20 protein-coding genes are annotated in these 23,139 nt (G+C 44.5%); 11 read left to right on the forward strand and 9 right to left on the reverse strand.

Going from position 1 to position 23,139, the window contains the following annotated elements; all coding sequences use genetic code 11:
• Nucleotides 1-153 precede the first annotated feature (153 nt).
• Nucleotides 154-873, reverse strand: a complete 720-nt coding sequence (locus tag CXF86_RS16415; protein ID WP_102039533.1) for an SDR family oxidoreductase — start codon at nucleotides 871-873, stop codon at nucleotides 154-156.
• Nucleotides 874-1,074: 201 nt separating this feature from the next.
• Between CXF86_RS16415 and CXF86_RS16420 the strand changes: the two genes are divergently transcribed.
• Complete coding sequence (locus CXF86_RS16420; RefSeq protein ID WP_102039534.1) at nucleotides 1,075-1,974, forward strand: LysR family transcriptional regulator; 900 nt, start codon at nucleotides 1,075-1,077, stop codon at nucleotides 1,972-1,974.
• 12 nt (nucleotides 1,975-1,986) lie between these two features.
• Here CXF86_RS16420 and CXF86_RS16425 read toward each other — a convergent pair whose 3' ends face one another.
• Nucleotides 1,987-2,193, reverse strand: a complete 207-nt coding sequence (locus CXF86_RS16425; protein ID WP_101089456.1) for a hypothetical protein — start codon at nucleotides 2,191-2,193, stop codon at nucleotides 1,987-1,989.
• Between the two features lie 630 nt (nucleotides 2,194-2,823).
• Here CXF86_RS16425 and CXF86_RS16430 point away from each other — a divergent pair.
• On the forward strand, nucleotides 2,824-4,017 hold the full coding sequence (locus CXF86_RS16430) for a conjugal transfer protein TraF (RefSeq protein ID WP_102039535.1): 1,194 nt from the start codon (nucleotides 2,824-2,826) through the stop codon (nucleotides 4,015-4,017).
• 30 nt (nucleotides 4,018-4,047) lie between these two features.
• Here the strand turns inward: CXF86_RS16430 and CXF86_RS16435 are convergent, their stop codons facing one another.
• Together CXF86_RS16435 and metJ are read right to left on the reverse strand one after the other, a co-directional pair.
• Complete coding sequence (locus tag CXF86_RS16435) at nucleotides 4,048-4,776, reverse strand: sulfite exporter TauE/SafE family protein (protein WP_101089454.1); 729 nt, start codon at nucleotides 4,774-4,776, stop codon at nucleotides 4,048-4,050.
• 228 nt (nucleotides 4,777-5,004) lie between these two features.
• The gene (gene metJ, locus CXF86_RS16440) at nucleotides 5,005-5,319 is read right to left on the reverse strand and encodes a met regulon transcriptional regulator MetJ (RefSeq protein ID WP_101089453.1); all 315 of its coding nucleotides are present in this window, start codon (nucleotides 5,317-5,319) and stop codon (nucleotides 5,005-5,007) included.
• A 209-nt stretch (nucleotides 5,320-5,528) separates the two neighbouring features.
• Between metJ and metB the strand changes: the two genes are divergently transcribed.
• The 8 genes from metB to CXF86_RS16480 all read left to right on the forward strand — a co-directional run bounded on the left by metB (nucleotide 5,529) and on the right by CXF86_RS16480 (nucleotide 13,322).
• The gene (metB, locus tag CXF86_RS16445) at nucleotides 5,529-6,689 is read left to right on the forward strand and encodes a cystathionine gamma-synthase (protein WP_102039536.1); all 1,161 of its coding nucleotides are present in this window, start codon (nucleotides 5,529-5,531) and stop codon (nucleotides 6,687-6,689) included.
• Nucleotides 6,690-6,704: 15 nt separating this feature from the next.
• Nucleotides 6,705-9,098 (forward strand): bifunctional aspartate kinase/homoserine dehydrogenase II, encoded by a 2,394-nt coding sequence (locus tag CXF86_RS16450; protein WP_102039537.1) that lies wholly within the window; start codon nucleotides 6,705-6,707, stop codon nucleotides 9,096-9,098.
• A gap of 279 nt (nucleotides 9,099-9,377) precedes the next feature.
• Nucleotides 9,378-10,268 carry a methylenetetrahydrofolate reductase gene (gene metF / locus CXF86_RS16455; RefSeq protein ID WP_101089450.1) on the forward strand — a complete coding sequence of 297 codons (891 nt, stop codon included), beginning with the start codon at nucleotides 9,378-9,380 and terminating at the stop codon, nucleotides 10,266-10,268.
• A 148-nt stretch (nucleotides 10,269-10,416) separates the two neighbouring features.
• The gene (locus CXF86_RS16460) at nucleotides 10,417-10,800 is read left to right on the forward strand and encodes a hypothetical protein (RefSeq protein WP_102039538.1); all 384 of its coding nucleotides are present in this window, start codon (nucleotides 10,417-10,419) and stop codon (nucleotides 10,798-10,800) included.
• 105 nt (nucleotides 10,801-10,905) lie between these two features.
• Complete coding sequence (locus tag CXF86_RS16465; RefSeq protein ID WP_102039539.1) at nucleotides 10,906-11,499, forward strand: c-type cytochrome; 594 nt, start codon at nucleotides 10,906-10,908, stop codon at nucleotides 11,497-11,499.
• Between the two features lie 10 nt (nucleotides 11,500-11,509).
• On the forward strand, nucleotides 11,510-12,568 hold the full coding sequence (locus CXF86_RS16470; RefSeq protein WP_102039540.1) for a c-type cytochrome: 1,059 nt from the start codon (nucleotides 11,510-11,512) through the stop codon (nucleotides 12,566-12,568).
• Between the two features lie 116 nt (nucleotides 12,569-12,684).
• Nucleotides 12,685-13,062: a GFA family protein gene (locus tag CXF86_RS16475; RefSeq protein WP_102039541.1), complete on the forward strand. Its 378-nt coding sequence runs from the start codon at nucleotides 12,685-12,687 to the stop codon at nucleotides 13,060-13,062.
• A gap of 14 nt (nucleotides 13,063-13,076) precedes the next feature.
• Nucleotides 13,077-13,322: a cysteine-rich CWC family protein gene (locus CXF86_RS16480; protein ID WP_102039542.1), complete on the forward strand. Its 246-nt coding sequence runs from the start codon at nucleotides 13,077-13,079 to the stop codon at nucleotides 13,320-13,322.
• A 182-nt stretch (nucleotides 13,323-13,504) separates the two neighbouring features.
• Here the strand turns inward: CXF86_RS16480 and CXF86_RS16485 are convergent, their stop codons facing one another.
• The 4 genes from CXF86_RS16485 to uvrA form a co-directional block, all read right to left on the reverse strand.
• Nucleotides 13,505-15,379, reverse strand: a complete 1,875-nt coding sequence (locus CXF86_RS16485) for a DEAD/DEAH box helicase (protein ID WP_102039543.1) — start codon at nucleotides 15,377-15,379, stop codon at nucleotides 13,505-13,507.
• Nucleotides 15,380-15,607: 228 nt separating this feature from the next.
• Nucleotides 15,608-16,564, reverse strand: a complete 957-nt coding sequence (locus CXF86_RS16490; protein ID WP_102039544.1) for a M28 family peptidase — start codon at nucleotides 16,562-16,564, stop codon at nucleotides 15,608-15,610.
• A 64-nt stretch (nucleotides 16,565-16,628) separates the two neighbouring features.
• Nucleotides 16,629-16,946 (reverse strand): hypothetical protein, encoded by a 318-nt coding sequence (locus CXF86_RS16495; protein WP_102039545.1) that lies wholly within the window; start codon nucleotides 16,944-16,946, stop codon nucleotides 16,629-16,631.
• An 18-nt stretch (nucleotides 16,947-16,964) separates the two neighbouring features.
• Complete coding sequence (gene uvrA / locus CXF86_RS16500) at nucleotides 16,965-19,805, reverse strand: excinuclease ABC subunit UvrA (protein WP_101089441.1); 2,841 nt, start codon at nucleotides 19,803-19,805, stop codon at nucleotides 16,965-16,967.
• 265 nt (nucleotides 19,806-20,070) lie between these two features.
• Between uvrA and CXF86_RS16505 the strand changes: the two genes are divergently transcribed.
• Nucleotides 20,071-21,438 carry an MFS transporter gene (locus tag CXF86_RS16505; protein WP_102039546.1) on the forward strand — a complete coding sequence of 456 codons (1,368 nt, stop codon included), beginning with the start codon at nucleotides 20,071-20,073 and terminating at the stop codon, nucleotides 21,436-21,438.
• Nucleotides 21,439-21,537: 99 nt separating this feature from the next.
• Here the strand turns inward: CXF86_RS16505 and CXF86_RS16510 are convergent, their stop codons facing one another.
• Complete coding sequence (locus CXF86_RS16510; RefSeq protein WP_102039547.1) at nucleotides 21,538-22,863, reverse strand: phosphatase PAP2 family protein; 1,326 nt, start codon at nucleotides 22,861-22,863, stop codon at nucleotides 21,538-21,540.
• Nucleotides 22,864-23,139: the final 276 nt, after the last annotated feature.

Consider the following 23,139-nt stretch of genomic DNA (forward strand, 5'->3'; position numbering starts at 1 on the left):
GCTATCTCTAAAGTGATATTAATTCGTTAATACACGGTAAAAATAAAGCCCTGCTAACTTTCGTTAACAGGGCTTTATTTGATAGCTTAGGATGTCATGGCTGTGAGGACAGTATTTACCTCTTAACAAGCATGATTACCACAGCGATAATGATTAAGGCTGTTGGCGGGTGGGTGCTAATACGATTTCACGCACACACACATTTTGTGGTTGTTCAAAGGCAAATACCGCAGCGTCTGCAACTGCTGATGGCTCAATGACACCACCCATGAACTCTTTCCACTTTTCATAGCCTGCTTTAATGTCTTCATTCGTTGTGTGGCTAAGCAGAGCTGTTTCAACTGCGCCAGGGGCGATAGTAATCATGCGTACATCGTCCATTGCTACTTCTTCACGGATGTTTTCTGTTAGTGCATGAACAGCAAATTTACTTGCACAGTAAGCGGCATGGTTAGGGAACGTTTTACGGCCAGCAATAGAGCTAACGTTGATGATAGTGCCTGTTTTACGGGCTTTCATGTCTGCAAGAACAGCATGAATGCCATTAAGCACACCCATCACATTGATGTTCAACATCTGGCTCCACTCTGCAGGATCTTGTACATCAGCAGCACCGAGTAACATAACACCGGCGTTATTGATTAAGCCGCCAACGGGGCCAAATTTAGCTTCAGCTGTTGCTATCGCACTTTTCATTGCTGCAGCGTCAGTAACATCAACGCTTATGCACAAAGCATTTTCAAGCTTTAGTGCTTCCATAGGCTCAACGCGACGAGCAAGTAACAGTAGTGGGTGACCTTTAGCGTTAAATGCTTGTGCCATTGCTGCGCCGATACCTGAAGATGCACCAGTAATTACGATAAGTTGTTTCATATAAACCTCAGTAAGATGTATTACGCCAGTCATGCAATTGAGTAGGCAGTTTCTACGTTAATCATGTCGAATTGGGAGTATTTTAACGAGATGCCGATTGTTGATATATAATGCATAGCGAACATCATTGTTTACATATAACTCCTAATTGAATGAGTGTAATGTAAGCTGGTTATTCCGTTTTAGGGTAGAAGCTATCAAATGTACAAAGACTTAAATTTAGCAGATGTGAGAGCATTTACCGTGATTGCCGAGCAGGGAAGCTTTACCTTGGCTGCAGATCAGTTGGCATGCTCTCGCTCGCACCTATCCAAGCAACTGACCCAACTAGAAAGTTATCTTGGAGTGACCTTGATAACGCGTACTACTCGGGCGCAAAGGCTAACCGATCAAGGTGAGTTCTTTTACGAGCGCTGTCAGCATGCGTTGGATGTGGTGGAGCAAGCGGTGGCTCAAACTGTTGATAATGCGCAGAACTTACAGGGCAACATCAACATTAACTGCGTTGGCGGTTATATCGGTGAGGAGGTTGTTACCCGCTTGGTTAATGACTTTATGAGTGCGCAACCTAATATCAGCATTAATTTGGACTTTAGCAGTCAGCGAGTTGATCTGGTGTTAGATCATTTTGACTTGGTCTTTCGTATGGGCGAGTTAGAGGACTCAGGTTTAGTCGCGCGTAAGTTGATGGATATTAATAACTGCACACTGGCTGCACCTGGTTATCTTGAGCAAAAAGGTAAGCCTTTACACCCTAAGGCACTGAACGAGCATAGCTGCATTATCGGCACGGTTAATCACTGGAGCTTTCAGCAAAAAGAGGATGTTAAGCAAAAAACCGACGTGGCAATTACGGGTAAGTTTCGTTGTAAAAATGGCAGGGTAATGAAAAGCAGTGCATTAGCGGGGCAAGGTATAGTGCGATTGCCTGAGATTTATTGTATTGATGAGTTGAGCAAAGGTGAATTGGTACACGTTTTTGACGATTGGATGATTCCCGCAACGCCTCTATACCTACTTTACAATAAAGACAAATTCCAGCCTGCCCGATTGCGCGAGTTCATTAGTTTTACCACTGCTCACTTCAATGATTATGTTTAAGCTTTATATCGGTCAGTGTTCTGGTTCTGATTGTAATAATGCTTCAACGCCAGTAACGCCAAAGTATTGCACTGAATGTTTGATAGCAATTTTTTTTGCTATGAGCTCACCGTCTTTATAGATCTTAACAACCTTCTTCCCGCCTCTATCATTGGTGCTGTATTCATACTCATCATTAAGGCGAAGTTCGTCGAACTGAGATTTCATGATTAGATGCATAGTCACTCCTGTTTTTAACAGCGTGTTGGCTAGGTTAAGTGCAACATTAACCTATTTATGTAGACTCACAGCGGTGCTCAAAAGTTTCCCCTATTGTTCAATATAGATGATTTTTGTTCAATTGCTGTGTTTATTATATTAAGCCCATTAGTTGATAGAATTAGTTAAGGCTTTGCTTTAACTAATATTGATGACCACTGTGGCAACCGTTTATCAACGAAGTGAGCTTGGAAAATGTCTGTAGGCTATTTATTGAGACTAACGATGGCATTGTTAACATTATTTTAGGGACTAGATTTAATGATCACAGTCATCAGTTTCAGTGCCTATTTGGTCGAGTCCTTCGACATTTAGGTGAGGGCACTGCGCTAATTAAATAAATCACTGGAATCGTTTGCTTAATGAGGAGATAAGTCAGTAAAAATCGCTCTTTACTGCAAGTGATTGAAGATATTTGAATACTTGGATGAAACTTTGGTAATAAAAATGTTGTTTTAAGGTTAACTTTTTATCCCATAGTTGTTTTTTTTGGCTTAGAATAACTCTAATAAGAAAAAACAATTTAAGACCTTTTTTCGATTTGGGCCGTATTGGTGTTAAAGCGTTAAGGACATAAAAAGGGCGGAATGGATGAAACTACGTAAATTAGCGCTATTGTGTGCATTAATCCCCAGCTTTTTTGCCTATTCAGGGCAAGAGTATTATGAGGCTCGTAGCGATGCGATGGGCGGCGCAGGTGTTGCATCATCTAATAATGAGGGGGCTGCATTCGTCAATCCTGCTCTTCTCGGTTTAAATGCGCACAAAGATAACTCAGCTGTATTACTGATGCCGGTATTGGGTGTTGATATGGCCGACAGCGACAACATGATTGATAAATTCGACTCTCTTATTAGCTCCTATGATGGTTTAGCCGCAGCCATAGATGCAGGTAATAGTGCCAATATTGATGTTTACAGAGATGATTTGATCCTCGATTTAGAATCACTAAAAGGCACATCAGCTTATGCCAGTGCTGGTCTTGGCTTTAGCGTGGCCATTCCGCATCAAAGAATGCCAATGGCCATTTTCTATAAAAGTTATGTTAGCGCCGTTGGTGTTGCCGACATTGCTCAATCTGATATTGATGCGCTGGCGAATTTAGATGCCAATAATCCGCCTGCAGTGACAGACTTAGCGTCAAGTGGTCAAGTTATTGGAGGCGCTGTTTCTGATTTAGGTATTGCGTTAAGTTTCCCGCTTTCTATCGTTAATATGCCGATCTCTGTCGGTATATCACCTAAGTTCCAACGCATTGACACTTATAACTATCGCGCTAGCGCGAACAACTTCTCTGCCAGCGACTTTGATGATGTTGAATATCGTAACGATGAAACCAGTTTCAATGTCGATGTCGGTGTGGCTATTGAACCTATCAACGGCTTAGTCTTTGGTTTATCAGGTCGAAATTTGATTAGCCAAGATGTCGATACCATTGAAGTTGAAGGGCAAAAGTTTACCTACCGTGTTGAGCCTTTAGTTACCGCGGGTGTTGCTTATGACTGGAGGCGATTAACGGTCACTACCGATGTTGATTTAATTGAGAATAAGAAGTTTAAAGAACTTGATGGCACCCAATATTGGCGCGTAGGAGGCGAAGTACGTGCATTTGACTGGATGTCATTGCGAGTGGGCTATCGTCACGACATGAAAGATTCAACGGCTAACATTTATTCTATTGGTTCTGGCTTTGCTTTTGGAGAATCATTTTTCCTAGACTTTACTGGGATGTTTGGCAGCGATGAAGCCATCGGTGGCGTATTGCAAACCTCATATCACTTCTAACACGCCATGATTTATCGATTTATAGCTGAGTTAACTGAGTTCGATAACCGATTTAATCGTTAAGATAAGTGCACTGAAACTACATAAAACCAGAGTGAAAGCTCTGGTTTTTTGTTTATCGACTCTGCCTACCAATCTGCCTGCAACGGCATAGCCCAATATGACTGAGGGCAATAGCATTAACGATGCCCACAAATGCTCAAGCTTTAGCAGCCCTGCAAACCCCAAAATGGTCAAAGCAATCATTGAGCTGAAAATAAAGAAAGCTGAAAGGGCTGCTCTAAACTGGCCGGCATCTTTACCTGCGAGTAATATTGCCAACGGCGGACCACCAATGGCGGCAATGTTGCCAAAGACGCCTGAGAGGATCCCAGCAATAAACAGACTTACACGGTTCACAGGGATACTAAACTTCATCAAACTAAAGCCAACGGCGAGCGCAACGATAAGAGCAATTGCCAGCCCTAAAATAGGTTGAGGGGCTATTACGATAAGCGTAGCGCCTAAGATACCGCCAGGAATACGTCCCAGTAGCGCATACTGCAGTCCGTTGAACTCAAGCTGACCACGCTCTCTAAAAAGCGTCAATACAGCGGTAGAGAATCCCATCATAATGACTGATGCTGGCACTAGGGAGGGTTCGATAATATATAACAGCGGACTTGCGATGACAGCTAAACCAAAGCCAATTAAACTCTGTGTTAATGCACCACAAAATATAATGATTGAGGCGAGAATGAGCGTGCTTGGCTCTAACATTTGGCTACCTAGAGGTTGTTAAATTTTCGAGCTTATTTTTTGTTCGAGTCTTTGTAATAAAGAATAATGATTTTATGACAAGGTTTGAGCGAAAGCTCATAACGCATTTTTGTCATAAAAAAATAGCAGCACAGAAACGAACCCGAAGGGCGCGGCTTCTGGTTTTTTACTCGAGCGAATGCAAACAAGGACCGCTTTGCGATCCTTGTTTGCAAATACTGAGCTGGTTTACTCTAGCTCTTCCCACTCAATGCCCATCTCATCCATCAAGCGTTTAACTTCCGCAGGCATGCTATCCGGCCTATCTTTTGATAGATCACCATCATTTGGCAACGGTTGTCCTGTGTAGGCGTGTAGAAACGCTTCACAGAGCAATTCGCTATTGGTGGCATGACGTAAGTTATTCACTTGGCGGCGTGTACGCTCATCGGTAAGCACCTTGAGTACTTTTAAAGGAATAGAGACAGTAATTTTTTTAACTTGCTCATTCTTTTTTCCGTGTTCAGCATATGGGCTGATATAATCGCCGTTCCACTCAGTCATTGACTCACCTGTAATTTTTAAATGCGGGGCAGATTTTAACCTCTTATGCAGCACAGTCAAATTATTGCCTCTATTTTATGACAAATGCAAATAGATTTCTAAATGCTTAGACGTCTAAACGGCTAAACTGGTTGACTAGGGTGAATTGCTTAGGTACATTTAGACGTCCAGACATCCCTAGTAAGAAAATATAGCAAGAGGAGTAGTACATGACCGAGCGTAAACTAGCCACTGTAGCTGTACGCCAAGGCATTGAGTCCGATACCCAACACGGTGCGGTTGTACCCCCGATCTATCTTTCTACCAATTATTCTTTTGATGGCCACAAAAATCCAAGAGATTTCGATTATAGCCGCTCAGGCAATCCCACTCGGTCAATCTTGGGTGACGCTATTGCTGAGCTCGAAAAAGGCTGTACTGGCGTTGTGACTTGCACTGGGATGGCTGCAATCACCTTAGCCACCAGTTTACTTGGGCCAGATGATTTGTTGGTGGTACCTCATGATTGTTATGGCGGTAGTTATCGTCTATTTACCAATCTTGCTAAGAAAGGCCAGTTTAAACTTGAAGTGGTTGATCAAACCGATGCAGCGGCATTGGCGACAGCCATTGCTAACAAACCTAAGATGGTGTGGCTAGAAACACCGTCAAATCCATTGTTACGGGTTGTTGATATCACGGCGATCAGTGCTGCCAGCCATGAAGTTGGCGCGCTTGTTGTGGTTGATAACACCTTTCTATCGCCCATCTTGCAACAGCCTCTGCTGTTGGGTGCGGATATTGTTATTCACTCGACCACAAAATATATCAATGGCCACAGTGATGTTGTCGGCGGTGCCGTGGTGGCGAAAGATGCTGAACTGGGCGAATTATTGCATTGGTGGTCAAATACCTTGGGGCTTACCGGCGGTGCATTTGATAGTTATCTAACATTGCGCGGAATTCGAACACTTGCAGTGAGAATTCGTGAACATCAGGCGAATGCGCAGCGGATCCTTGCTACTCTTACCCGTCATAGCGCGGTAGAGAAAGTGTATTACCCCGGCCTTAAAGATCACCCTGGTCATGAAATTGCTGCCAAGCAGCAAAAAGGCTTTGGTGCCATGCTCAGCTTTGAGCTAAAAGGCGGGGAGGAACAGTTAGTCGCTTTCTTAAAAAATCTTAATTATTTCTCTGTTGCAGAAAGCCTCGGAGGAGTAGAAAGTCTAGTGGCCGTGCCTGCAACCATGACGCATCGAGCGATGGATCCTGAGGCACGCGCACAAGCAGGGGTTAAAGACACCCTTATTCGTCTTTCAGTTGGTATTGAAGATGCTGACGATCTTGTTGCCGATATTGAAGCTGCACTCAATGCAGCTGTCGTTTGTTAATTAAAGGGGTTTAAGATGGCACGCTGTCACTTACATAAATTTGGTGGCTCCAGTTTAGCTGACGCAGACTGCTATCGTCGCGTTGCACATATTCTCCTGACTCATGGTAACAGTGACGATCTTGTCGTGGTTTCTGCGGCAGGAAAAAGCACTAACTTTCTGTATCGATTACTTGAGCTGAGCACGACTCAGCAGTTATGGCAGGAAGAGCTACAAATACTCATTAGTTTTCAACAAAAGCTGATCGAACAGTTATTGTCGAATGAGCAAGCTCGCTCGCTTAGAGAGCGACTATCAAACGATAAAGCGCAACTGATCAGCTTGTTGTCTATAGAATCTATCAACGATTACCAAAGTAGCCAAGTGGTGAGTTTTGGTGAGCGCTGGTCGTCCCGTTTACTGGCGGCGTTATTACGAGAGTCTGGTGTGGCTGCATCTGATGTTGATGCGCGTACCTTACTGATCGCAGATGAAGGCGCAGTGCCACAGATCCGCTTGCAAGACTCGCGTCAAAGAGTGCAAACACTCATTGCAGCTCATCCAAATGAACGACTCATTATCACTGGCTTTATTTGTGCCAATGACAAGGGCGATACCTTGTTATTAGGCCGTAATGGCTCTGACTTTAGTGCCACGCTAATTGCCAGTTTGGCGGATATTGAACGGGTAACTATTTGGACCGATGTTGAGGGTGTATTTAACGCCGATCCGAACAAGATTAATGATGCCAAGCTATTGAGCAGCCTATCGTTAGACGAGGCCAATCGTCTGGCGCATTTAGGTTCGCCAGTATTGCACAATCGTACCTTGCAACCCTTGTTTGATACTGAAGTGAGTCTTGCTGTTCGCTCAAGTTATGCATCACATACCGACTTTACGCTGATAGCGCCTAAAAGCTCGTCAGCCAGTGCGCCAGTGGTGACCAATCTAAACCGGGTGTCACTGTTTAACATTCAGTTGAATGGGGCTTTATCTGCATTGTTAAGTTTGCTAACTGATTCAGGGCTTTATCCGCTAGCGCATTGGTCGCTTGCGAAAAAGCGGGTTGAATTAACCGTTACCCTTGAGAATCAGAAGCAAGTTCAAGCGTTGCTCGATGCTAATAACGAAGCGCTCGGTATTACTGATGTTCAAATTAGAGATGATTTCGGTCTGGTTGCGTTAGTGAGTGCCGACGCGGACCTTTATCGTCGTGGTTTTGCTCGATTACTCAGCCGTAATGCTCGCCCGCTGTTTAATGACGGCATGAGCTTGGTGACATTAGTGCCGCAATCGCAGGTGAACTTATTGACTCAAAAAGTGCATCGTCGATGTGCAGGCCCGCGTAAACGTATTGGCGTATTGCTCTTGGGTGTCGGCAATATTGGTGAAGCTTGGATAGAGCTATTTAACGGCGCACGAGCGGCCTTAAATAAAGAGATTGAGGCCAGTGTTGAGCTTGTCGGGCTGGTTAGCTCCCGAAAAGCCTTGATTAGCGATACGGGAATAGCACTGGATTCTTGGAAAACAGTATTTGAGCAAGATGCAACACCTTGGCAGTACAGTCACTTGTTTGATGAGTTACAAGCACTTGAGTGTGATGAAGTTATTGCGCTTGATATCAGTGCCAGCGCCGATCTAACGCTGCAATACCCGGAGTTTTTTGCCCGCGGTATTCATGTTGTCAGTGCCAACAAACTTGCAGGATCTGGACCACTGCCTTTTTATCGCGAGCTAAAACTACAACTGGGTAATCGCCGCTTGTTTTGGCGTTATAACGCCAGCTGTGGTGCCGGACTTCCGATACAACATGCCATTAATGATCTGCATAACAGCGGTGACAGTATAGAAGCGGTCGGTGGCATATTTTCAGGTACCTTATGTTGGTTATTTGAAAACTATGATGCAGTTAAACCCTTCTCTGAGCTGGTGGTTGAAGCGCGAGGATTGGGGATCACAGAGCCCGATCCACGTGATGATTTATCGGGTCGTGATATGCAGCGTAAGTTGCTCATTTTGGCACGTGAAATTGGCTTAGAAATTGAGCTTGAAGATATTGAGCTTAAGTCATTGGTGCCTAAGCATCTTGCCGAGCTACCTTTAGCACAATTTTTGTCACGTATTGATGAGCTTGATGACGATATGCTACAGCAGTATTTAGCTGCAGTTGAGCAAGATAAAGTGCTTAGGTATGTCGCCGCGTTAGATAGAGTTGATGGTAAATTAAAGGCCGAAGTGAGTCTGCAATGGGTTGATAATAGTCATCCGTATGCCAACTTAACGCCGGGCGATAACGTGTTTGTTATTCGCAGCCAGTTCTACCAAGACAATCCACTGATTATTCGTGGGCCTGGAGCCGGAAGACAGGTGACTGCAGCAGCGGTGCAATCTGACTTAGCGCATATTTGCCGAGACTTACTGCAGGAATAATATTGTAAGGCTGATTGAAGCAGCTAAGCGATTAATTAAACAATGCATGTCAGTTACGCTGGCATGCATTTTTTGGTTTTAAGGCCTGCGTATTCGATTTCTATTGGTACATTCTGCTGCTGAATTAGCGGGCTATTTTATTGTCCGAAGAAAAAAACGCACTTGCCTGCTTTTTACACTTGACTTCAATCTCAGTTTCTCTAGTATATGGACATATAGACGTCCAAACGGCTATATTGAAAATGGCTAGACTAACGAGTTGAAGTAGAGGAAATAGAAATGGGCTTTCATCATGCACAACATGCGACATCATTGAACCAGAGCTTATCTGAGCTAAAAGATGATATAAACGTTTCTTTTGAATTCTTCCCGCCTTCGACTCCAGAGATGGAAAAGCTATTGTGGAACTCTATTCGTCGTCTTGAGCCACTTAATCCTAAATTTGTGTCTGTTACTTACGGTGCAAACTCGGGGGTTCGAGATCGTACTCATGGCGTGATTGAACGCATTCAAAAAGAGACTGATTTAGTTGCAGCTCCGCATCTAACATTGGTGGATGCGAGTGATGAAGAACTCAAAGAACTGGCTAAGCATTATTGGAATAGCGGTATTCGTGACATCGTCGCTCTACGTGGCGATTTGCCTGAAGGCAGTGCCAAACCAACACGTTTTGCTAATGATCTCGTTCGTCTGCTACGCTCGGTGGCAGACTTTGATATTTCTGTTGCGGCTTACCCAGAAGTGCATCCTGATGCAAGCAATGCTCAAGCAGATCTTATCCACCTTAAGAAGAAGATCGACGCAGGTGCTAACCGCGCGATTACACAGTTCTTTTTTGATGTTGAATCTTATTTACGTTTCCGTGATCGCTGCGCTGCAGCAGGCATCGATGCTGAAATTGTCCCAGGTATCCTACCAGTGACTAACTTCAACCAAACTAAGCGCTTTGCGGCCATGACTAATGTATCCATTCCAAGCTGGTTACACCGCCAATTTGAAGGCCTTGAAGATGATGCGACAACCCGTCAGATGGTCGGAGCCAACGTAGCGATTGATATGGTTAAAGTCTTATCTCGAGAAGGGGTTAAAGATTTCCATTTCTATACGCTGAACCGTGCAGAACTGACTTATGCGATATGCCACACTCTTGGTGTTCGCCCTGGTAAATAAACAAATCCTCTTTAGTCAGCGAGAATAAACCAATAGCCTACTTGTTAGGTTGTTGGTTTTTTTGTTTATTGAACCTATTTAGATTAAGGTTATTTAGATAAGAGGATATTTTAAGCTAGCATTATGTATTTCAAAGGAAAGGTAGATTATGGATAATCAAGCGAAGGATCTGGCCGTTTTTTGCGCACTATTCTATTTGGCTGGCTGTCAGGGAGTGCAGTTTCAAAGTAATGTCACGCCTGAATATGTCGGAGACACGCTTAAAGCCACAAAAGTTGTAGAGTACTCGGTAGAAGACATTTACAGTTTCGATTCACAAATGATTGGAGATGTGGCTTCATCTTATTGTCAAAAAGCGCCGAACTCCCCCAAACCTGGTTATTCCATGTTGTTGCGCGACTTAAAGTATAAAGTGCAGCAATTGGGAGGTAATGGAGTAGTCATAATGGAATGCACTAAGCAAGACCCTTTCGCGGAATGCAGCTACTTTCTAGAGTGTCGAGCATTAGCGTATAAAATTAACTTCTCATAGTCATTTTTCTTTTAAAAGTCGATATCTTTCTGATTTAACTGTTTAATGAGCAATTATTTTTCAGAAGCGCTATTGTTAAAACCATCAACTGATGGAGATATAAAAATGAAACGTGGATTGAAAACGTGTGCTTTATTGGTGCTAAGTGCATCCTCTTATGCGGCTATGCCGCCTTCGGCAGCGCTGTGTGGCAGTTGTCATGGCCCTCAAGGGCAAGGCATAGAGCCTCTTGGCCCAAGATTAGCAGGGCTATCTGCTGATTATATCGCCAAACAAATTAAGTTGTTTCAGACCGGTAAAAGACAGAATGCGACCATGCAGCCTATGTCAATGACCCTCCAAGGTGATGCTGTTTATGCTGTTGCTGACTATTTTTCATCATTCGACGTGCCTATCGTTACACCTCATCTACGGGGTGAGAAAGCGGTATATGAAAATCCAACTGAGCAGCTAGTCTATCAAGGCGATTGGCAACGAGTCATCCCAGCTTGTGTTACCTGTCATGGACCTTCAGGGCTTGGTGTGGGCGAATTTCCACGGCTTGCAGGTCAGCAAGCATCCTACATTAAGAACCAGTTGATAGCGTGGCAGAAAGATTCCCGCAGTGGCGATCAAGATGGTGTGATGGGGACCATTGCTGACAAACTTACCAGTGCCGAAATTGATGCATTATCGAAGTATTTCGCAGAATTAAAATAAGGGGTTAACCATGAAAGTATCTCATTTAAGTTGGCTCATTATTAGCCTTAGTCCTAGCTTGCTGGTACAAGCGCAAGAACTGCCGGATAAACAGACTGAGCTTATTGCTAAGGCCAAGCAAGTTGGTCAAGCTTATTTAGTCCCTAGAGATTTAAGCTCGATTCCCCAAGGTGAGTTTGGCGATAAAGTTCGCTTTGGCTATCAGTTATTTGTTAATTCACAGCAGATGCGAGATAGCTATGTCGGTAATAATCTCAACTGTTCGAATTGCCATATGAACGCGGGTCGTCGTGCCAACGCAGCACCGCTATGGGCTGCGTATTTTGCCTATCCAGCCTATCGCAAGAAAAACGATAAAGTTAATTCCTATGAAGAGCGTCTTCAAGGGTGTTTTACCTACTCAATGAATGGCACGCCGCCAGCGTCAGGCAGCAAAGAGCTGGTCGCGCTCTCGGCTTATTCCTACTGGCTCGGCATGAGTGGTTTAATGGATCAAGCAGGTGTAACTGATGCAGTCCCCGAATTATCTGATAGCGAGCTGCTTAAAGGGGGTAAGCGCGAAGATATGCCGCTACCTGAAGCCGTAAAAACTGCCATGACTCAGCCTGAGCGTGCTGCACTGCCAGGAAAGGGATTCCCTAAAATTGCCGCGCCTAAGCTGGCATACTCACCCAAGCGAGGCAGTGAGGTCTATCAAGTTCACTGTCAGTCTTGTCACGGTGCTGACGGGCAAGGTTATGAGAGTGCAGGGGTTTACTCATTACCACCACTTTGGGGGCCACAGAGCTTTAACTGGGGCGCGGGGATGCATAGAGTTAATACCGCGGCTTATTTTATTTATGAAAATATGCCATTCAGCAAAAGTGTTCAGTTGAGTAATCAACAAGCTTGGGACGTTGCGGCATACATTAATGCACAAGAGCGCCCACAAGACCCAAGATTTACCGGTGATATAAAGCAACTGAAAGGCAAGTATCATAAACACCAAGGCTACTATGGCAGCAGTGTTGACGGTAAAGCTGAACTTGGCAGTAAAGCTTATGGGAACAACCCTAAACGCAGTGATTAATGGCTGTGCTAGTGAGGCCTCTTACGGTTAGTAGGCATTGATTTTTCTGAGAAATAGGGTTCGTTAACGCGAGCCCTTTTTGTTACATTAACGGTCAGCAAAGATAAGGATCAACGATGAAACAGACACATATAGCCAGTTGTCATTGTGGCGCGGTTAAATTGGCGCTTAACCTACCCGACGGCATTATTGATTTGCGGCGCTGTGACTGCTCTATGTGCAGGCGTCGTGGCACCATCGTCACTTCTGCAGAGCTTGATGGGCTAAAGATCGTTGCGGGTAAAGATAAACTATCGCTGTATCAATTCAATACTGGTACCGCTAAACATTATTTCTGTAGCGTATGTGGAATATATACCCACCATCAACGGCGCTCAAATCCAAACCAGTTTGGTGTTAATGTGGGTTGTATAGAGGGCATTAACCCCTACGAGTTAACCGGCGTGACTCTTTGTGACGGGGTAAATCATCCCGCAGATAGATTAGCTAAATAAGCGGACAACATATAATGACGATAGATCCTTCCATTTGCCCACTATGTCAGTCTCAAAATGGCTGCTCAGTATTGCAGGGTAAGAGCATTGAACAATGCTGGTGTCGTACGCAAGCATTTCCATCGAAGGCTGTACTTGAGCTTGCGGTCAGTGCAGAGCGAGTTAATCCGCTATTAGAGTCTAAATCCTGCCTCTGTCAGGCATGTATAAAGGCATTGAAGCAGCAAGAAGAGACTCAACAGTACAAAAGAATCGATTAAGAGGGCTTACAAGATGCGTAGCCACGACGGCTAATTGATAGAAATTCGAAAACAAAAAAGGAGCCATAGGCTCCTTTTTTATGTCAATTTTCCACGGATGGATAAAATTGATTTTATGTTTGCAACATATAGGTCAGTTTCTCACAAGTAGAAACTGACATTATTCTGTTACCTTTGCGAAATTACTCGCCAGCTGGACCTTTACGGTGCGGCTTTCTGTCAGCAGAAGGGCGACGCTCGCCAGCGCCAGTACTTGCACCAGCACCTGCAGGTTTACGAGGACGACGTGCAGGACGGCTATCGCCACCACCAGCAGTGTTCTCGAAAGTCTCACCCGCAGCTTCGCGAATATTCAATGGACGGCCACATACACGTACTTTTCTAAGGTGATCAAGTACGTCTTTTGGCATTCCGTCAGGAAGGTCAATCGCAGTCACATGGTCAAACAATTGGATTTGGCCAATGTAACGGCTGTCGATGTTTGCTTCGTTCGCAACTGCACCCACGATGTTACCAACGCCAACGCCATTCTCACGACCTACGTCGATGATATAACGGCACATCTTAACATCTGGATTATCCTTCAATGAATCAGCTAGACCGATACTAGACGGTGTAGGGCGAGATTCACGACGTGGACGATCTGGACGGTCACTACGTTCACGAGGAGCGCGGTCACTACGATCATTGCGGTCACGAGTGTTACGGTCATCACGGCTATCGCGCTGACGCTCGTTGATTGATGGCAATTGTAGAGGACGATCTTTCTGAACTTGCTGTAGCAAAGCTGCTGCAAGTAAATCAGTATCAACTTCTAGCTCTTGACATAATTTAGCGACTGCACCTTTCATGAAGTCTAAAGAATCTTTAGCAATCAATTCGCCAATTTGCTCACCTAAGCGAGAAAGACGACGTTCAGTCACTGTCTCTGGGCTTGGTACGTCCATTGGTGAGATGCGGCTATTCGTAGCACGTTCGATAGTGCGTAACATACGCATTTCTCTGTGTGTAACGAAAAGAATCGCCATACCAGTACGACCAGCACGACCAGTACGGCCGATACGGTGAACGTAAGCTTCAGTGTCATATGGGATATCGTAGTTAACTACGTGTCCAATACGCTCAACGTCAAGACCACGAGCTGCAACATCGGTTGCAATAATAATGTCTAGCTTGCCACGTTTAAGCTGATCAACTGCACGTTCACGTGCTTGTTGATTCATATCACCATGTAGTGGTGATGAAGCATAACCGCGGGCTTCTAACTTTTCAGCGAGTTCAACACAACTGTTACGAGTACGAACGAAGATGATAATACCTTCAGTCTTCTCAACTTCTAGAACACGTACTAACGCTTCTAGTTTATTGTGTTGTGATACTTGTACAAAACGCTGTTCAATTGTTTCAACAGTAGTAGTTGTTGTCGCAATCTTAACGTGTACAGGTTCAGTTAAATATTTGCCCGCAACACGTTTAATTTGCTCAGGCATAGTGGCTGAGAATAACGCGAGTTGACGTTGCTTAGGTGTATGCTCAAGGATCCATTCGATATCATCGATGAAGCCCATTTTTAGCATTTCATCGGCTTCATCAAGCACCATCGCTTTAAGCGAGTCTAGCTTAAGAGTACCACGACGCATGTGGTCCATAACGCGACCTGGAGTACCCACAATAATTTGTGGTCCACGACGTAATGCCGTTAATTGCTGTTGCATGCTTTGTCCGCCGTAAATAGGCAGAACGTGCAAACCTTGGATGAATTTTGCATAACTTGCGAAAGCTTCAGCAACTTGCACTGCAAGTTCACGTGTTGGTGCAAGTACCAAAATTTGTGGAGAATTAGTCTTTGGGTCAATGCGGTTCAGTAGAGGCAGTGCAAATGCACCTGTTTTACCTGTACCTGTTTGTGCTTGACCTAAAATATCTTTTCCGGCCATGAGAGGATCGATACTCGCGGCTTGGATTGGCGTTGGTTTTTCATAACCGAGCTCGTCAAGAGCACGCAACAAAGGCTCGGAAAGACCGAGTTCGCGGAAAGTTTTTTCATTGGATGACATGGGTTGTAGCCTTGTGGAATAGCGAGCGCAATATTTACGCCTGGGTTTTTATAGACAGAAAATCAACCCCGTGTCGACTTCCCGCACCGAAACATTTATCAGTAAGCCGATTATTATAGCAGGGTGCAATTGGTATTACCATTTTATGCTGCTATTTTTATTGATTACTAAGCAATTTGTAGGCCAATTAATGGTTTAACTAGGCATGAAAATCAATAATCATCGTTTCTAAGGGCTATTTTGGAGAAGTAAACTGTCAATAATCAGTAGTTGGTAAGCAGATTCAGCCACAGCAGCAACAAAACTAATATCTATTTTATCTGCTGTATCACTCGGTTGATGATAATCCTTATGCGTGGGTACCCCAAAGTAAAGCCAAGGGATCTTTGCTTTATGCAAAGGGTAATGATCAGATGCCCTTAAAAAATCAACGCTGATGACACTGCCATCAAATGATCTCGGCTGTCTGGTTTTAACGCAAAGTTGGTTTGACTGCGTTATAGATTGTTGCATGAGTTTAAATGAGTCAAAGCGCCTTGCCCCTTCAATATAGATAGCATGACGTCTATCGGGGCGTCCTATCATATCTAAATTAATGGCAAGCTCTATTTGGGATATTCGGGGTTGGGTATTAACTTCGGTAAACTTATCAACTAGCGCGTAGGCGCCGTATAATCCCGGCTCTTCGGCATCGGTCGCGACGAAGAGTAGATTGATATCACTTGCTTGAGTGACCGCGTGCTGAGCTAATTGCAGTAAACCTGATACCCCGGAGGCGTTATCATCGGCACCGTGATAAATTCGCGATCCTTTGCTGCCCAGGTGGTCGTAATGCGCCAACACTATTCGCCATTGCTTTGTCGGTGTTTGGGCTAATACTACTCCAGCAATATTAATCCCAACTTTGTCAGAAAAAGAGACTGAGTAACTAAAGGGATGCTGGTAGTCGCCTTGCCATGGTGTAAGGCCAATCTGTTGAAAGCGATCAATGAGATAACGCCTTGTTAAGGCTGCCCCCTCTGATCCGGTATCCCGTCCTGCAAAATCATTTGAGGCCAGTTGTGTTATATCGGCGCTGATTTGAGTATGGTCAGCCCAACGAGATTGTGGATGCGTATTGCAGTGAGGAACACTGCTGCAAGCAATAAGAGTCGAGCAAACAATCGCCGCTAATAAACACCGCATGCAATTTCCCTATGCCAGTCAATATAAATATTACTTTGACGTTTACCCTACATATATCGCTTTGCTATAGCGACTTTTTTTTATCGCTAGCGTGCTCATTGAGCAACAACGGAGGGGTGGAGGTTAGCTTGTATTCGCTAGTACCTGAAAATAGGCGCTGTTTTACCCCAACCTGTACATGCGATTCTTCCTCTAAGTTGCCTACAGGTACACGTGCGACTGAACCATTAGGCAGTGCGATAGTGCTGGTTTGATTATTACTGTTAATCACTCGTGCTTTGATGGATTTACATTGACCAAACAATGGGTCAACCACAGCTAAAATGAGCAGGCCTAGTGTGAACACTAGGCCTGTGGCTAATAAAATATTACTACTTGGCATTAAGCTAATTTGTCTCTTTTACTTTGCTAAAAGCGGCTTTAAAAAGCGAGCTGTATGAGATTCAGTATTTTCAGCGACCTGTTCAGGGGTACCTGCTACCAAAATTGTACCACCACCAGAACCTCCTTCAGGGCCGAGATCGATAATCCAATCTGCCGTCTTAATCACATCTAGATTATGCTCAATGACCACAATGGTATTGCCATGGGATTTAAGGCGGTGCAATACATCGAGCAATAATTGGATATCAGCAAAGTGCAATCCAGTCGTGGGTTCGTCCAATATGTACAGCGTTTTACCAGTGTCACGTTTAGACAGCTCTTTTGCCAGTTTAACTCGCTGAGCTTCACCGCCAGAGAGTGTAGTGGCGCTTTGTCCTAAACGGATATATGACAAGCCAACATCCATGAGGGTTTGTAGCTTACGCGCTACGGCAGGAATGGCATCGAAGAAGGGTCTCGCTTCCTCTACCGTCATCTGTAGCACTTCGTGAATGTTTTTACCTTTAAAGCGTACGTCTAACGTTTCACGGTTATAGCGTTGGGCTTTACAGTCATCACAGGGCACATAGACATCGGGTAAAAAGTGCATCTCCACCTTAATCAGTCCATCACCTTGGCAAGCCTCACAACGACCGCCTTTGACATTAAATGAGAAGCGTCCTGGTAGATAACCTCGAGTACGTGACTCTTGTGTCGCTGCAAATAGTTCACGAATAGGGGTGAAAATACCGGTATAGGTCGCGGGGTTAGAACGCGGTGTACGGCCAATGGGGCTTTGATCAATATCGACCACTTTATCGCAATGATCCATACCGACAATACTCTTATACGGTGCGGGTTCATCAACGGTTGCGCCGTTTAACTCTATATGGGCAATTTTATAAAAAGTGTCGTTAATTAAGGTCGATTTACCTGAGCCGGAAACCCCAGTAATACACGTGAATAGTCCGACAGGGATCTGTAAATCAACATCTTGCAAGTTATTACCTGAAGCACCAAATAGCTCGATGATTTGCTCTGGATCGAATTCGGTTCGCGCGGTTGAAATGTGGATCTGTTTTTCACCCGATAGGTATTGGCCAGTAATAGACTCTTTACACTCCAGCAGATCTTGCAGCGTGCCTTCACCAATAACTTGTCCACCATGTACGCCTGCACCGGGACCGATATCAATCACATGATCGGCCATGCGAATGGCATCTTCGTCATGCTCAACCACAATAACCGTATTACCGAGATCTCGCAGATGAATCAGCGTTTGCAACAAACGTTCATTATCACGCTGGTGTAAGCCAATAGAGGGTTCATCTAATACATACATCACGCCCACGAGTCCGGCGCCAATCTGGCTTGCAAGACGAATTCGCTGAGCTTCGCCGCCTGAAAGCGTATCGGCAGAGCGCGATAAGCTAAGGTAGTTAAGGCCTACATTGACTAAGAAGCCTAAACGTTCACGCACCTCTTTTAAGATTTTGTCGGCGATCTGAGCGCGCTGACCTGTTAACTCAAGATTGTCGAAATAGTTCATGGCTTCGCCAATAGACCAATGAGTTAACACCGGCAGATTGAGCTCATTAATGAAAACGTTACGCGCTTCTTCACGCAGACGTGAGCCACCACAGCTTTGGCAAGACTGGGTATTAACAAACTTGGTGAGTTCGTCGCGTACCGCATTGGATTCTGTTTCGCGGTAACGCCTATCCATGTTATTTAAAATTCCCTCGAAAGGGTGATTTCTGACCACAACATCGCCGCGGTCATTGATATATTTGAACGCGATGCTTTGTGTTCCAGAGCCATACAGCACAATTTTTCTGACATCATCGGTGAGTTGCTCGAAGGGCTTCTCTATATCAAACTTGTAGTGATCGGCTAACGAGGTGAGCATTTGGAAGTAATAGAAGTTACGTCGATCCCAACCTCGAATGGCACCGCCCGCAAGTGACAGTTCAGTGTTAGTTATCACTCTTTCGGGATCAAAATACTGCTGAACACCAAGACCATCACAGGTTTGGCAAGCCCCTGCCGGGTTGTTGAACGAGAATATACGCGGTTCAAGTTCTGCCATGGAATAGCCACAAACAGGGCAGGCAAAATTAGCCGAAAAGACATGCTCTTCTGCTTTAGCTTTACCTTCTACAGGGTCCATACTGGTCACTTTGGCAATACCACCAGAGAGTTCCAGTGCCGTTTCGAATGACTCAGCTAAGCGTTGTTTAATGTCATCACGGACCTTAAAGCGATCCACGACCACTTCGATAGTGTGTTTTACATGTAGGTCGAGCTCTGGTGGATCGGTTAAATCCCACACTTCACCGTCAATTCGAGCACGAATATAACCTTGTGCCGATAAGCCTTCGAGTAACTTTACGTGTTCACCTTTACGGGCGTTAACCACTGGGGCAAGTAACATGAGGCGACTGCCTTCTGGCATCTCAAGTACTTTATCGACCATTTGGCTGACAGTTTGCGCCGCCAATGGTTCGCCATGAGTTGGACAACGCGGTTCACCGATCCGGGCAAATAGTAGTCTTAAGTAATCATAAATTTCGGTAATCGTACCCACGGTCGAACGTGGGTTATGAGAAGTCGATTTTTGCTCGATAGAAATAGCGGGACTTAAGCCTTCGATGTGATCAACATCGGGCTTTTCCATTAAACTTAAAAACTGACGAGCGTAGGCGGATAATGACTCTACATAGCGTCGTTGCCCCTCAGCATACAAGGTATCGAATGCTAATGAGGATTTGCCTGAACCTGATAGCCCGGTGATAACAATTAGTTTGTTACGGGGAATGGTTAGGTTGATGTTTTTAAGATTGTGGGTTCGAGCGCCACGTACTTCAATATATTCCATCTAGCGTTCAGATCTCAAAGCCGAAAAAAGTGGTTAAGTATCTCACAAATCCGGGCGAGGCAATAGACAAAGTGAGTTATCAATTGTAGGAGACATATGTGGATTTTGCAGGAAAAACAAAGGAAACCAAGCGAGCATGCGGCTTTGCAGTTAATGCTCAAAAGGTGACTTGAGTATACATCTTTTGCTTTTCCTTTTGGGTTAATGAAAAACTTCGTGGTAAACTGCGCGACTTAATTAGAGTTCACTGATCAGGGCGGGGGCAATGGCCAATAACGGACTTTCCAAGACTGAGAAAAAAGTCGCATTTTCTTTAGCGAGTGTATTTGGATTACGCATGATGGGTCTATTTATGATCATGCCTGTCTTCGCACTTTATGGACAGCATCTAGAAGGCTTCTCACCATTATGGGTGGGTATTGCTATTGGTGCCTATGGCTTAACGCAAGCAATTCTTCAAATCCCTATGGGGATCTTATCTGATAAATACGGCCGTAAACCCATTATCTTAATCGGGTTGTTGGTCTTCGCTCTAGGTAGTCTGGTTGCTGCTAATGCCGACACTATTTATGGCGTTGTTGCGGGGCGAGCCTTGCAAGGTATGGGCGCTATTGCCGCAGCTGTTCTGGCGTTAGCCGCCGATTTAACCCGCGATGAACAACGTACTAAAGTGATGGCCATTATCGGCATGTGTATTGGATTCTCCTTTGCATTATCACTCTTAGTCGGCCCCATTGTTGCGCAGCATTTAGGCTTGTCAGGCTTATTCTTTATGACCGCAGGCTTAGCTGTTCTAGGCATGTTGATCGTACAGTTATTAGTGCCAGACCCAATTTCACAAGCACCTAAAGGCGACACCGTCGCAGCACCTGAAAAGCTGCGTCGCATGCTGGTCGACCCGCAATTATTTAGACTTGATGCTGGTATCTTTATTTTGCACCTGGTGTTAACCGCGGTGTTTGTTGCACTCCCTTTGGATTTAGTCGATGCAGGGCTTGCCAAAGAGGAACATTGGATGCTGTATTTTCCAGCATTTATGGGCGCGTTTTTCTTAATGGTGCCGCTGATTATTATTGGTGTTAAGCGTAATAATACTAAAGCAACGTTTCAAATTGCACTGCTGCTCATGATGGCCGCATTGGGTTCGATGGCACTATTTGCCGACAATCTGCTGGTATTGAGTATTGCAGTGGTGCTGTTTTTTACCGGTTTTAATTACCTTGAAGCCTCTTTGCCAAGTCTGATTGCTAAGTTTTGTCCTGCTGGCGATAAAGGTTCTGCAATGGGCGTATATTCTACTAGCCAATTTTTAGGCGCATTTTGCGGTGGTTTATTGGGTGGTGGTGCCTATCAGCTTGTGGGCGCAGAAGGGGTCTTTGCGGTTGCATTGGGCTTAATGTGCGTTTGGCTTTTACTGACTTTGGGTATGAAAAATCCAGTGTTGCTGAAGAGTTATACCTTAGAGGCTGAGGTCAGTGACAGACCTGGTGCAAAAGCAATGGCAACAGAATTGTCAGCGTTAACTGGCGTCGTTGAGGCCATAGTGGTACTTGAAGAAAAAGTCGCTTATTTAAGAGTAGATGACCATTTCGATTTGAAAGCAGCGCGAGCGGTACTTGGCTCTGCCAGTTAGCGGACGCCTTATAAAGTAAGATGTCATTTTAACTAAGAGCAATATTGCTATCAGTAGGTTAGTAATATTGTTCTTAGTAAGATCGCTCTTAGTCATAGTTTAGAAAGAATAATCGACAGAAAAACCACCAAAATCAAATATCGCATCATTATAATATTCATCGGTATCAGTCTTTTGTGCAAATTGCCCGTAGAATAATGACGTCGACCAACGTTCACTTATTTGGTACGCAATACTTCCCCATAAAGAGTCGGACTCATAATCTGATAAACCCGATAGTTTGTAGCCAACACTTGCAGAAATACTCTCGGTAAATTGATAGCCAGCTTCGACAGCAAGAGACGGAACGATAAAGATATCATCGTGTTCACTTAAGTTATCGCCATCGTAATTATCAAGTCGAATAGATTGACCGACAACAGTTAATCCAGCCCCTACATCCGCTTTCCAGGCACTGTCGGGAAGTAACTTAACCATATAGTCACCAGACAGCGACCAGCTACGATAGGCTGAAATGACTTCACTGCCCGTTGAGTAGTTTTTACCGCCAAAGTTTATATCTTCTTTTAATACTACAGTGTCTCTGGTTTCCAATGGGGTGAATTCAAAAACGAGGTATTGTTGCTCATCGAGTCCCCATTTTAGCAGTGCTGAAGCATAAGTATTGGGTTCAGACTCTTTGCTGAAATCATTAAGATCAAAACTACTTTTACCCTGTTCGTAAATAGTATTTTCTTTGGTGTTAAAGCCACCAATTGACAGTGTGTAGCTGTGTTTAAGTTCACTCTTTTTTTCACCCCAACCGCTACTTCCTTTTGATGATGGCTGACTTTTATTGCCCGCAAGGCCGGGGGTATAACTCATGGCTAAGCCTATATGCTCTTCACCAAAGCTTGGTGCAATCACAAGATCTGTTCGATTATAAGGATCGGTAAAATATAAGCTGCTCATGACCGCAATAGAAGCACCCGCTAATACATCATCGACATAATGTCTGTTGGACCACAAGCGGCTGCCACCTACGAAGGCTGCTGCTGCGTACGCAGGGATCCCCCATGCATTACCATATCGATGGTGGATATAAGCCGCGCCAGAAAATGCCGCAGAAGTGTGGCCGGAAGGAAAAGAGTTTGCTTCACTGCCATCGGGTCTGAGGCGCTCATAGCCAAACTTGAGAGTGTGAGTAATAGCTGCAGTGGTGGCAACGACTTTGGTTAACTGCCAGGCACCTTCTGTGTCACCAATCCATAAGCTACCAATCAAGGCTCCGGCTGGGAGGGCTATTTGTACAATATCGCCAACCTCCGAAATTGTGCCTGATTGACTTTCAAAAATCTCACTCTGTGCTTCAGCTATATTCGGCATAGATATAAGACAAATTGACGCAGCGATTGCTCGACTAATAACAGAAGCCTGAAAATGCATATAATAATCCTAAAGACAAAACGTGATTAAATTGTAATAACTGGAATAAGGTTAATGCATTGTTGCTAGGATGCAATATCTCTTTGGTTTTTAACAAGTGATCCTTGTAAGAGTGAAAGCTAATCATTCATCCATTTACTCTGCTGCGCGTCACTCACTATGTAGAAATTAGCTTGGTTTTAATGAGCGTAAATAGAATCACGTAAGATTTATTGTTATTATCTCGTTGTGCTTTTTTATGTTACCTTTTAAAATCAATACCTTTACTGTTAAATT

The organism is Shewanella sp. GutCb (assembly GCF_002836135.1).
Lineage (GTDB): Bacteria > Pseudomonadota > Gammaproteobacteria > Enterobacterales > Shewanellaceae > Shewanella.